At 64.9% G+C, this 11,385-nt stretch carries 9 protein-coding genes; 7 read left to right on the top strand and 2 right to left on the bottom strand.

Going from position 1 to position 11,385, the window contains the following annotated elements; all coding sequences use genetic code 11:
* Positions 1–21: 21 nt before the first annotated feature.
* Positions 22–363: an FKBP-type peptidyl-prolyl cis-trans isomerase gene (locus tag QRN22_RS25685; RefSeq protein WP_042552128.1), complete on the bottom strand. Its 342-nt coding sequence runs from the start codon at positions 361–363 to the stop codon at positions 22–24.
* 953 nt (positions 364–1,316) lie between these two features.
* Positions 1,317–4,793, bottom strand: a complete 3,477-nt coding sequence (locus QRN22_RS25680; RefSeq protein WP_042552130.1) for a hybrid sensor histidine kinase/response regulator — start codon at positions 4,791–4,793, stop codon at positions 1,317–1,319.
* Between the two features lie 247 nt (positions 4,794–5,040).
* On the opposite strand from QRN22_RS25680, the gene QRN22_RS25675 reads away from it, so the two are divergent.
* From QRN22_RS25675 to QRN22_RS25645, 7 genes are all read left to right on the top strand, one after another.
* Positions 5,041–5,610, top strand: a complete 570-nt coding sequence (locus tag QRN22_RS25675) for a GNAT family N-acetyltransferase (RefSeq protein WP_042552131.1) — start codon at positions 5,041–5,043, stop codon at positions 5,608–5,610.
* A 6-nt stretch (positions 5,611–5,616) separates the two neighbouring features.
* Positions 5,617–6,447, top strand: coding sequence for a helix-turn-helix transcriptional regulator (locus QRN22_RS25670; protein ID WP_042552132.1), 831 nt, complete (start codon positions 5,617–5,619; stop codon positions 6,445–6,447).
* Between the two features lie 226 nt (positions 6,448–6,673).
* The gene (locus QRN22_RS25665; RefSeq protein WP_042552133.1) at positions 6,674–7,384 is read left to right on the top strand and encodes an AzlC family ABC transporter permease; all 711 of its coding nucleotides are present in this window, start codon (positions 6,674–6,676) and stop codon (positions 7,382–7,384) included.
* Positions 7,384–7,713, top strand: a complete 330-nt coding sequence (locus QRN22_RS25660; RefSeq protein WP_042552134.1) for an AzlD domain-containing protein — start codon at positions 7,384–7,386, stop codon at positions 7,711–7,713. The genes QRN22_RS25665 and QRN22_RS25660 overlap by 1 nt, the downstream gene beginning before the upstream one ends.
* 161 nt (positions 7,714–7,874) lie before the next feature.
* Positions 7,875–8,492 carry a glutathione S-transferase family protein gene (locus QRN22_RS25655; RefSeq protein ID WP_042552135.1) on the top strand — a complete coding sequence of 206 codons (618 nt, stop codon included), beginning with the start codon at positions 7,875–7,877 and terminating at the stop codon, positions 8,490–8,492.
* A gap of 38 nt (positions 8,493–8,530) precedes the next feature.
* Positions 8,531–10,603, top strand: coding sequence for a 2Fe-2S iron-sulfur cluster-binding protein (locus QRN22_RS25650; protein WP_042552136.1), 2,073 nt, complete (start codon positions 8,531–8,533; stop codon positions 10,601–10,603).
* A gap of 68 nt (positions 10,604–10,671) precedes the next feature.
* Positions 10,672–11,136: a nuclear transport factor 2 family protein gene (locus QRN22_RS25645; RefSeq protein ID WP_042552137.1), complete on the top strand. Its 465-nt coding sequence runs from the start codon at positions 10,672–10,674 to the stop codon at positions 11,134–11,136.
* Positions 11,137–11,385: the final 249 nt, after the last annotated feature.

The raw sequence follows: 11,385 nt of genomic DNA, 5'->3' as shown, positions 1-11,385 counted from the left end.
CGGTCGCGGACGCGGGGTGGCTCAGTCGTCCCGCGTCAGCACTTCCAGCAGCTCGATTTCGAAGCGCAGGTTCGAATTGGGCGTGATATGCGCGCCCATCGAGCGCTCGCCGTAGGCCAGGTGCGCGGGCACCGACAGGCGACGTTTGCCGCCGACCTGCATGCCCATCAGCCCCTGATCCCAGCCCTTGATCACTCGTCCGGTGCCAATTACGCACTGGAAGGGCTTGCCGCGGGAGTAAGACGAGTCGAACTCAGTGCCGTCTTCCAGCCAGCCGCGGTAGTGGGTGGTGATCAGCGCGCCCTTGACCACTGCCTTGCCATCGCCTGGGTGGAGGTCCTCGATACGTAAATCTTCGCTCATTGCCGTCATTCCAATATTCCCGAGGGCCGCGTTTTCGCAGGAAACGCGGTGCTTTGCAACAACCACACACGGCAGCAGATGGCTTGCTGACGTGGCCCATTGGTGGGCTGAAACGGATCACCGCCCGGTCTCAACGGGGAGCCGGCCGCGCCGGCGATTCGCGCGCATGGCGCGCTCCCACGATTGTGAGTGGGCGATGCTTCATCTGCGTGGTCCGATCCGTTCCTACCGTTTTACGGTCGCGATGGTGGACAAAAACAGCGTTGTCCACCCTACGGTTCTCGTGCTCTGCGTGGGCGCCAGCAACCTGTGGGAGCGGGCCGTGCCCGCGATTCGCGCGCATGGCGCGCTCCCACCGTCTTGGGATGGCGACGCTTCACCTGCGCGGGCGGTCCGTCAGCACCGCTTTACGGTCGCAATGGTGGACAAGAACAGCGTTGTCCACCCTACGGCTCTCGTGCTCTGTGTGGGCGCCAGCAACCTGTGGGAGCGGGCCGTGCCCGCGATTCGCGCGCATGGCGCGCTCCCACGATAGTGGGCGGCGATACTTCACTTGCGTGGTCCGGTCCGTCGCCACCGTTTTGTGATCGCGATGGTGGACAAAAACAGCGTTGTCCACCCTACGGTTCTCGTGCTCTGCGTGGGCGCCAGCAATTTGTGGGAGCGGGCCGTGCCCGCGATTCGCGCGCATGGCGCGCTCCCACGATTGTGGGTGGGCGATGCTTCACCTGCGTGGTCCGGTCCTACCGCTTTGTGATCGCAATGGTGGACAAAAACAGCGTTGTCCACCCTACGGTTCTCGTGCTCTGCGTGGGCGCCAGCAATTTGTGGGAGCGGGCCGTGCCCGCGATTCGCGCGCATGGCGCGCTCCCACGATTGTGGGGCGGCGATGCTTCACTTGCGTGGTCCGGTCCGTCGACACCGTTTTGTGATCACGATTGGCCGCTTGTGGCTTACAGCAGCGGCAGATGACGGCTGATCAGTGCGCGCAGGGCCGCTGGCTTGACGGGTTTGGGCAGGAAGTCCAGGCCTGCGGCGTGCACCTGAGCGATCAGTTCGGGGCGGCCGTCGGCGCTGATCACCACGCCGGGAACCGGCTCACCGAGGCGGGTGCGCAGCCAGGCCATCAGTTCGGTGCCGGTGTCACCTTCGTCGAGGTGGTAGTCGACCAGCGCCAGGTGTGGGCGCACTTCGTCTGCCAGCAGCTGTTCGCACTCGGCGCGGTTGCGCGCCGACCACACCTGGCAGCCCCAGCGCGACAGCAGGCTGTGCATGCCGGTGAGGATGCTTTCCTCGTTGTCGATGCACAGCACCTGGGTGCCGGTCAGCAACTGGCCGTTGCCTTCGGGGCGCGTGCGTTGCAGGGCGGGCGTCTGGTTGCGGGCGATGGGCACGGTGACGCTGAACACGCTGCCCTTGCCTGGCCAGGAGCGCACTTCGAGGCTGTGCTCGAGCACCCGGCACAGTCCGTCCGCGATGGCCAGCCCAAGACCCAGGCCTTTTTCGGCGCGGGTCTGGTGGCTGTCCAGGCGTTTGAATTCTTCGAAGATGGTCTGGCGCTTGTCCTCGGGAATGCCCGGCCCGCGGTCCCAGACTTCCAGGCGCAGGTGCCCACCCTGGCGGCGCACGCCCAGCAGCACCCGGCCTTTGGCATAGCGGAAGGCGTTGGTGAGGAAGTTCTGCAGCACCCGGCGTAGCAGCTTGATGTCGCTGTCCACGCGCAAGGTGCTGCCTTGCCGATGGAAGTCGACGCCGTACTCCGTCGCCAGCACCTTGAATTCGGCGCCCAGGGTATCGAACAGCGTGTTGAGCACGAAGGCGTTGCGGTCCGGGGTGATGCGGCCATTTTCCAGGCGCGAGATGTCCAGCAGGTCGCTGATCAGGTCTTCGGCGGAGCGCAGCGAACTGTCGAGGTGGCGCACCAGTTCCTGAGCTTCCCGGGGCAGCGCCTCTTCCTGGTGGGAGAGGGCCGCGGAGAACAGGCGGGCAGCGTTGAGTGGTTGCATCAGGTCATGGCTGACTGCCGCGAGAAAACGGGTTTTCGAGGCGTTGGCCGCTTCGGCTACACCGGTGGCGGCGGTCAGCGCCCTGTTCAACTGCGACAGCTCGAAGGTGCGCTCGGCAACGCGCTGCTCGAGGCCCTCGTTGGCGGCCTTGAGCGCGCGCTCGGCCTCGCGGAATTCGGTGATGTCGGTGAAGCTCATGACGAAGCCGCCGCCGGGCATCGGGTTGCCGATCAGTTCGATGACCCGGCCGTTGGGGAATACCCGTTCGTAGCTGTGCGCGGTGCCCTGGCGCATCCAGTACAGGCGCTTGGCGACGCTTTCCTCGACATCGGTGCTGCCGAGCATGCCGCGTTCGGCATTGAAGCGGATGATCTCGGCGATTGGGCGCCCTACGCAGATCAGCCCCTCCGGGTACTCGAAGATTTCCAGGTAGCGATGGTTCCAGGCCACCAGGCACAAGGACTGATCGACCACGCTGATGCCCTGGCTGATGTTTTCGATGGCGCCTTGCAGCAGCGCGCGGTTGAACTGCAGCACCTCGCTGGCTTCGTCGACGATGCGCACCACGTCTTCGACCTGCATGTCGCGGCCTTCGATGGCCGCTTTCACCACCGCGCGTGTCGATGAAGCACCGAGCACGCCCGCCAGCAGGCGTTCGGTGTGGGCGATCCATTCGCTGTTGGCCGGTTGCGCCGAGTTGAAGGTCTTGCCCTGGCGAGCGGCGAAGCGGCTGAAACTGTGCTGCGCGCGTTCTGCGCCGACGAAGCGGCCAGCGAGCAGCAACAGGTCGTTGACCTGTACCGCGAGCATGGTGCGGCCGCCTTGTTTGCTGCCGAAGTCGTGGTTGACGAAGCGCCCGGCCTGCCAGTGCTCGGAAACCCGGGTGCGCGAGAAGAACGATACCCAGGCGAACAGCGTCAGGTTGCCGGCCAGCGACAGCACCACGCCGCGGGTCAGGGCATCCACTTCGAAGCCGATTGGCGCGTACAGCAGGGTGCGCAGGCCGGGGAAGATATCCAGCGGCCAGCCGAGGCCGCGGGCCAGCACCGGTAGCACCAGGGTGTAGACCCACAGTGCCGCGCCGGTGATCAGGCCGGCGAACACACCACGGCGGTTGGCCTGCTTCCACACCAGGGCGCCGAACATGGCCGGTGCCAGCTGGCCGATGGCGGCGAACGAGATCTGCCCGATGGTGGCCAGGCTGGCGTTGGTGCCGAGCAGGCGATAGCACACGTAGGCCAGCAGCAGGATCAGCACGATGCTGACCCGGCGCGCGGTGAGCATCCAGTGGCGGAAGGCTTCGAACGGCCGCTCGGTGCTTTTGCGGTGCAGCAGCCAGGGCAGCAGCATGTCGTTGGAAATCATCGTCGACAGCGCCACCGACGCGACGATCACCATGCCGGTGGCCGCCGAGGCACCGCCGATGAAGGCCAGCAGGGCCAGGGCCGGATGAGCCTCGGCGAGGGGCAGGCTGATCACGAACGAATCCGGGCTGACCCCGGCTGGCAGCAGCATCTGCCCGGCCAGGGCGATGGGAATGACGAACAGGCCGGCGAGCAGCAGGTACAGCGGAAACACCCAGCGGGCCAGGCGCAGGTCTCGCGGGTCGGTGTTTTCCACCACGGTGACGTGGAACTGACGGGGCAGGCAGACGATGGCGATCATCGCCATGCAGGTCTGTACCAGCATCGCCGGCCAGTTCACCGCCACCGCCCAGTAATCTTCCAGTTCGGTGTTGCGCTGGGCCTGGCCGAGCAGATCGCCGAAGCCGTTGTACAGCCCATAGGTGACGAAGGCACCGACAGCGAAGAAGGCCAGCAGCTTGATCAGCGACTCGAAGGCAATGGCCAGCACCATGCCACGGTGGTGCTCGGTGACGTCGAGGTTGCGGGTGCCGAACAGGATGGTGAACAGCGCCAGGATCACCGAGACGATCAGCGCGGTGTCTTGCGCGCGCGTGCCGTCGGCATCGGTTTCCGAGCCGATCAGCAGGTTGACGCCGAGCACGATGCCCTTGAGTTGCAGGGCGATGTAGGGCAGCACGCCAACCAGGCAGATCAACGCGACGACGATGGCCAGCGACTGCGACTTGCCATAGCGGGCAGCGATGAAGTCGGCGATCGAGGTGATGTTTTCCTGTTTGCTGATCAGCACCATCTTCTCGATCACCCAGGGAGCGAACAGCAGAAGCAGCATCGGTCCGAGGTAGATCGGCAGGAACGACCACAACTGCTCGGCGGCCTGGCCGACGGCGCCGAAGAAGGTCCAGCTGGTGCAGTACACGGCCAGCGACAGGCTGTAGACCCAGGCACGTACCCGGGGCGGCAGCGGTTTGCGCCGACGGTCACCGTAGAAGGCGATGGCGAACAGAACGGCCATGTAGAGCAGGGCGACTGCAGCGATAAGCCAACTGGACAGCGACATGCACACTCCGCGGAAAACTTGGGGACGCTTACTCGGGTCGTATCTTGGCACGCCCGGCGGTGCCTTCAGGCACACAACATAGCGCAGTAGTGTCGCAGTAAAGTGCCGCAACGTCAGGCGCGACCAAGGTCGCACATGCAACGGCGACGTCGCTGCGGCACCCTGTGGTGAGGTCGTTCAGGGCAGACAGGTCTTGTATTCGGTGCGAGACTGATGGGCCTGGCACCGTTGTTCGTGGAGAGAGTCGATGTTCAAGCCGCAGTTGATCACCCTGCAACGTGGTGCCCTGCGCATCGAGCCGTTGCTCGATGGGGATATTCCGGCGCTGGTGACTTTGGCCGAGGCCAATCGCCAGGAGCTGGTCTACATGAGCGGTACCCAGCGCCTGGACTGGTATCGCCAGGCCCTGCACGATCAGCGTGAGGATCGGGCGCTGCCGTTCGTGATCCGCCTGGGCGATCAGTTGGTCGGCACCACCCGTTTCGCCGATTTCGCGCCAACCCTGCCGGCCGTGGAAATCGGCTGGACCTGGCTGGATGCCAGCCAGCATGGCACCGGGCTCAACAGCATGATCAAGTACCTGATGCTGCGCCACGCCTTCGAAAGCTGGCAGATGGTCCGTGTGCAGCTGAAAACCGCTGGCAGCAACTTGCGTTCCCAGCGCGCCATCGAAAAGCTCGGCGCTATCCGCGAAGGGCTGTTGCGCAACCATCGCCGTCTGGCTGACGGGCGGCTCGACGATACCGTGATGTACAGCATCACCGACCAGGAATGGCCGGTGGTCAAGGCCGGCCTGGAGGCACGCTTCGGCGTCTGATTTCCCATGGACTCCAGCGAACGCACCCGCTTCTGGGAAAGCTCGGCGCTGGCCGGAGTCGAGCTGTTGCAGGCGCGCTATATCAAGCAGCGCTTCACCCCGCACGTCCACGAAGGCTTCGTGTTCACCGTAATCGAACACGGCGCGCAGCGTTTTCGCCATCGCGGTGCCGATCATCTGGCTCCTGTTGGCAGCATGGTATTGATCAACCCGGATGAGGTGCACACCGGCTCGGCGGCCCATGAGCAGGGCTGGTTCTATCGGGCGTTCTATCCGGCTCCTGCCCAGGTGAACGGCGTGCTCGAGGAACTGGGGCTGGCCCAGCGCGGCCTGCCTTCTTTCGCCGCCAGTGTGTTGCAGGACGTGCCGCTGCATCAGGCATTCGCTCAGTTGCACCGTCTGCTCGACAGCGATGCCAGTGCGCTGCAGCAGCAGACGGCATGGCGGGAAACGCTGCTGATGCTGTTCCAGCGGCATGCGGGTGTTACTCAGGCGCCGCTACCGGGGCAGGAGCCGCGTGCTGTCATCCTCGCCAAGGAGCTGCTCGCGGCGCGCCTTGGCGAGCCGCCGTCACTGGAGACATTGGCGGCTGCGGTGAACCTCTCGCCCTTTCATTTCGCCCGGGTATTTCGCCGCGCTACCGGCCTGCCGCCCCATGCCTGGCTGCAACAGCGGCGGCTGGAACAGGCACGGGCGCTACTGCGTGATGGCTGCGCGCCGTTGAGCGTTGCCCTGCAACTAGGCTTCGCTGACCAGAGCCACCTGACGCGGCAGTTCAAGCAGGTGTATGGCGTGGCCCCCGGCGAGTACCGCAACGCCTGCCGCCGCGCCCTGTAACCTGTGGTTGAGTGATACCGCAGCTTTCCCTGCGAATTGCACTGGTGGGAGCGCGCCATGCGCGCGAAAAATCGCGGGCATGGACCAGGCGTCCCCGCTCGCTCCCACAGATACCGTGGTATCACGAGAACTGCGCAAGATTGTTCAAGACAGCAGGAGTAGGGCGGGCTAGCCTCACTCGATCCTGATCGCCCGCCGGCGGTCTTTTCAGTCAAGCGATAAGCCGATGTCTCGATACCAAGAGTTCCTGCAGGGCCTGCGCGATATGTTGCCGATGCTGCTCGGTGCCATGCCGTTCGGCATCATCTACGGCAGCCTGGCCGGTGCCGCCGGGCTGAACGCCTGGCAGACCGTCGGCATGTCGGTGCTGGTGTTCGCTGGGTCCGCGCAGTTCATCGCCATCAGCCTGCTGGGCGGCGGTGCCACCCTGGCCGTGCTGTGGCTGACCACCCTGGTGGTGAATCTGCGCCACGCGCTGTACAGCGCCACCCTGCAGCCTTTCGTTCGCCATCTGCCCAAGCGCTGGCGTATGCCGCTGGCCTTCTGGCTGACCGACGAAGCCTTCGCGGTGGTGCAGCAGCGTTATGCGCGAAGCGACGACTCGCCCGACAAGCATTGGTATTTCCTGGGGGCCGGCCTGGCCATGTATGGCAACTGGGTCGGCTGCACGCTGATCGGCCTGCTAATTGGCCAGGCCGTGCCCAACCTCGCTGCCTGGGGCCTGGATTTCGCCATGATCGCCACCTTCGTCGGCATCGTCGTGCCGATGCTGCGCAACCGCCCGCAGGTCGCCGCCGCGCTGGTGGCCGCAGTGGTCGCGTTGATCTTTCATGACCTGCCTTACAAGCTCGGGCTGATGGCCGCTGCCTGCGCCGGCATCGTGGTGGGCGTGTTGCTCGAACGCGGCCAGGCGCCCCAGCAGGAGGAGATGTGCTGATGGAAAACTGGATCCTGATCTTCGGCATGCTGGCGATCACCTTCGCCACGCGCTACAGCCTGTTCGCCTTTCCCGACCTGCGTTTTCCCCAGGCAGTGCGCCAGGCCCTGCATTACGTGCCGACCGCGGTGCTCACGGCCATCGTGGTACCTGCCATGTTGCTGCCCGACGGGCGCAACTGGGCGCTGAGCTGGGACAACACTTACCTGCTGGCCGGCTTGGCGACCATCATGATCGCCGTGTTGACCCGTCATTTGCTGGCGACCATTGGCGGCGGGCTGGTGATCTTTTTTCTGTTGCGCTGGGCGATGGGGCAGTTGCCGATCTGAACATTTCCCGGCGTCGGGCAGCGGTGGGGCGCAGTACGACTATTCCGTTTTTCGCAATAAAGTAGTGTCGAAAGCGCCTATTCCTCGAATTTTGATTCGGTAGCAAGCTGGTCGTATGGATCGGGACATCTCCCGGCCCACCGTCCATCAGGAGCCGAACCATGAAAATTCACCACGTCACACTGTCAGGCCATGCCCACCGCGCCGTTCTGTTCGCTTCGCTGCTTGGCCTCAAGCCCGAACTGGTCGAGGTCGACCTGGCCGGCGGTGCCAACAAACAGCCTGAGTTCCTCGCGCTCAACCCCTTTGGCCAGGTGCCGGTGCTGGAGGACGATGGAGTCGTCATCGCCGATTCGAACGCCATTCTCGTCTACCTCGCCAAGAAAACCGGCCGTACCGACTGGCTGCCGGAAGACGCCGCGGGTGCGGCTGCGGTGCAACGCTGGTTGTCGGTCGCGGCCGGCGAACTGGCCTACGGACCGGCTGCGGCGCGCCTGATCACCGTATTCGGCTACGACTTCAACGCCGACGAAGTGATTGCTCGCGCCCATGTGCTGCTCGCCCGCCTGGAGCGCCATCTGACAGGTCGCCAGTGGCTGGCTGCCGATCATCCGACCATCGCTGACGTGGCGCTCTACAGCTATCTCGCCCGCGCCCCGGAAGGCAACGTCGACCTGTCCTCCTACGTGCAGGTGAATGCCTTCCTGGCGCGTATCGAGGCGCTGCCCGGCTTCGTCGCCATCCCGCAGACCCCGGCCGGGCTGACCGCCAACGCTTGAGCTGCCACGTCGCCTTTCGGACATCGGGAGATACGCACATGAACGACACCTCTAACCCGTCGCCCGTCTGGCATCAGGGCGAGAAGCTCATCCAGGAAAAACTCGGTGTCGCCGAGCGGATGGATGCGGTCGGCCGGCGCGTGGTGCGTGACTTCATGCCTGATCAGCACCGTGAGTTCTACGCCCAACTGCCGTTCATCGTGCTGGGCAGCGTGGATGCCAAGGGCGACGCCTGGGCTGGCATTCTCGAAGGCCGAGCAGGTTTCATGGCGTCGCCGACGCCCAGCACCTTGGATCTCGCCGCGCGCCCGCATCCCGATGATCCTGTCGGGCAGGGCATGCACGAGGGGGCCGCACTCGGGCTGCTGGGGATCGAACTGCACACTCGCCGGCGCAACCGCATGAACGGCGTGGTGGCCGCTGGGGCACAAGGCTTGCGCGTCGAGGTGGAGCAGAGTTTCGGCAACTGCCCGCGCTACATACAGCAGCGCGACTTCACCTTCGCCCGTGATCCGGCTGTGCCGTTTGCGGGGGAGGTCGAGGAGCTCGCTGCGCTGGACGCTGCTGCGCGTGAGTTGATCGCCCAGGCCGACGCGTTCTTCGTCGCCTCCTATGCCGATGTTCAGGGACGCCGGCAGGTCGATGTGTCCCACCGTGGTGGCAACTCGGGCTTCGTCCGCGTGGACGAGGGGGGCACCCTGACCATCCCCGATTTCAATGGCAATCTGTTCTTCTCCACCCTTGGCAACATCGTGCTCAACGGCAAGGCTGGTCTGCTGTTCGTGGATTTTGCCACGGGCGATGTGCTGCAGATGAGCGGTGAGGCCGAGATCATCTTCGACTCACCGGAGATCGCCGCCTTCCAGGGCGCCGAGCGGCTGTGGACGTTCCGCCCACGGCGTATCGTGCGCCGCCCGGGTGGCCTGGCCCTGCGCTGGGCACTTCGTCCCGATGGCTGGGCGGATAGCTCGCTGATGACCGGTAACTGGCTGCAGGCCGCGAGCCGGCTGCACGCCGCCCAGTACGCCACTCAATGGCGAGCCATGAAGGTCTCGCGCATCGTCGAGGAAAGTCAGTCGATCCGCTCTCTGCATCTGGAACCGGTCGATGGCGCGGGGCTGCTGCCGCACCTGGCCGGCCAGCACCTGCCAATTCGGCTGCAGCTTGGCGAGGGCGAAAAGCCGCTGATTCGCACCTACACCCTGTCGGTCGCGCCGTCCGCTGGCATCTACCGGATCAGCGTCAAACGTGAGGGACGGGTATCGCAGTTCCTTCATGATCGGTTGCATGAAGGCGATCTGATCGAAGCCCGCGCCCCGGCCGGTGCCTTCACGCTGGATCCGCAGGAGGAGCGGCCGCTGGTATTGCTGGCCGGTGGTATTGGCATCACGCCGATGCTGGCGATGCTGCACCATGTGGTCTACGAAGGCTGGCGCCGGCAACGGATCAGGCCGGTCACCCTGTTCTACGCCGCCCGCTCGAAAGCCGAGCGCGCCTTCGACCGCGAACTCGCTGATCTGGTCGCCACCGCCCAGGGCGCGGTCAGGCTGGTGCGGGTGCTTGGCGATACTCAGGGCGCCGAGCCAGGGGTCGACTATGACGCTGCAGGGCGCATCGACATGGCGCTGCTGAGCCGCTTTCTGGCCTTCGACGACTACGCCTTCTACTTATGCGGGCCGCCGGCGTTCACCCAGGGCCTGTACGATGGCCTGCGCGGGTACAGCATCGCTGACCGGCGCATCCATGCCGAAGGCTTCGGGCCGGCCTCTCTGGTGCGTCGCCCCGATCAGCCAGTTGCCGCTGCGGTGGTCGTGCCGCCAGCGACCGGACCGGTGCCGGTGCCGGTGCTGTTCAGCGAGTCGCTGAAGGAGGCGCGCTGGACACCGGAATCGGGCACGCTGCTGGAACTGGCCGAGGCCCGTGGCCTGGAGCCTGAATTCAGCTGCCGCGAAGGCTCCTGCGGTACCTGCCGTACCCGATTGCTCAAAGGTGCAGTGAGTTACCTGAAGGAGCCCACCGCCAAGCTCGACGACAACGAGGTATTGATCTGCTGCGCGGTTCCGGCGCAGCCGCAACATGCCGGTGACGAGCGTATTGAACTGGCGCTCTGAGCGAACCGGCCAGCCTGATGGTCAGGCGTGAAGCGTGCACATCCCAATCCACAGCAAGGAGTTCCGTCATGTCCCGTCCACCGCTTCCTCCGTTCGACGAACGATCCGCCATCGAAAAAGTACGTCTGGCCGAAGACGGCTGGAACAGCCGCGACCCGGCCAAGGTGGCACTGGCTTATACCCTCGACACGCGCTGGCGCAATCGCGTCGAGTTCGTTACCAATCGCGCCGAGGCCGAAGCCTTTCTGACCCGCAAGTGGAACCGTGAGCTCGACTATCGGCTGATCAAGGAACTGTGGGCTTTTACCGGCAACCGCATTGCCGTGCGCTACGCCTATGAGTATCACGACGACAGTGGGCAGTGGTTCCGCGCCTATGGTAACGAGAACTGGGAGTTCGCCGAGGACGGCCTGATGCGCGCACGCCATGCCAGCATCAACGAACAGCCAATCGCCGAAGCCGAGCGCAGGTTTCATTGGCCACTGGGCCGCCGCCCGGACGATCACCCGAGCCTCAGTGATTTAGGTTTCTGAGACCCGGCCAAGAGCGTTTGTGAGCATGTGAAGTTCGCGGCCGATACGGACATGGATCACTTCAAGGCGGAGGCGGGCATGCGACTTTTGTGGGCTGAAGCCCACCCTACGGCTGCAAGCAGGCTCAGTAGGCGCGCCGATGCCCTACCTGTGGGAACGGGCCATGCCCGTGATTCGCGCGCACGGCGCGCGCTCACAATGTTCACGCTGGCTGGATTGCCCGCGAAGTCCCGTAGGGTGGGCTTCAGC

The sequence above is a fragment of the Pseudomonas sp. MEJ086 genome, assembly GCF_030209025.1.
Taxonomy (GTDB): domain Bacteria; phylum Pseudomonadota; class Gammaproteobacteria; order Pseudomonadales; family Pseudomonadaceae; genus Aquipseudomonas; species Aquipseudomonas fulva_A.
The sequence above is the reverse complement of the archived record's forward strand: the minus strand, read 5'-3'. Positions and strand labels throughout refer to the sequence as shown.

Bases quoted from the DNA above. Each gene is read 5' to 3' on its own strand.
- QRN22_RS25675 (WP_042552131.1), top strand. From the start codon at position 5,041: ATGTTCAAGCCGCAGTTGATCACCCTGCAACGTGGTGCCCTGCGCATC.
- QRN22_RS25665 (WP_042552133.1), top strand. From the start codon at position 6,674: ATGTCTCGATACCAAGAGTTCCTGCAGGGCCTGCGCGATATGTTGCCG.
- QRN22_RS25645 (WP_042552137.1), top strand. From the start codon at position 10,672: ATGTCCCGTCCACCGCTTCCTCCGTTCGACGAACGATCCGCCATCGAA.
- QRN22_RS25655 (WP_042552135.1), top strand. From the start codon at position 7,875: ATGAAAATTCACCACGTCACACTGTCAGGCCATGCCCACCGCGCCGTT.
- QRN22_RS25660 (WP_042552134.1), top strand. From the start codon at position 7,384: ATGGAAAACTGGATCCTGATCTTCGGCATGCTGGCGATCACCTTCGCC.
- QRN22_RS25685 (WP_042552128.1), bottom strand. From the start codon at position 363: ATGAGCGAAGATTTACGTATCGAGGACCTCCACCCAGGCGATGGCAAG.
- QRN22_RS25680 (WP_042552130.1), bottom strand. From the start codon at position 4,793: ATGTCGCTGTCCAGTTGGCTTATCGCTGCAGTCGCCCTGCTCTACATG.
- QRN22_RS25670 (WP_042552132.1), top strand. From the start codon at position 5,617: ATGGACTCCAGCGAACGCACCCGCTTCTGGGAAAGCTCGGCGCTGGCC.
- QRN22_RS25650 (WP_042552136.1), top strand. From the start codon at position 8,531: ATGAACGACACCTCTAACCCGTCGCCCGTCTGGCATCAGGGCGAGAAG.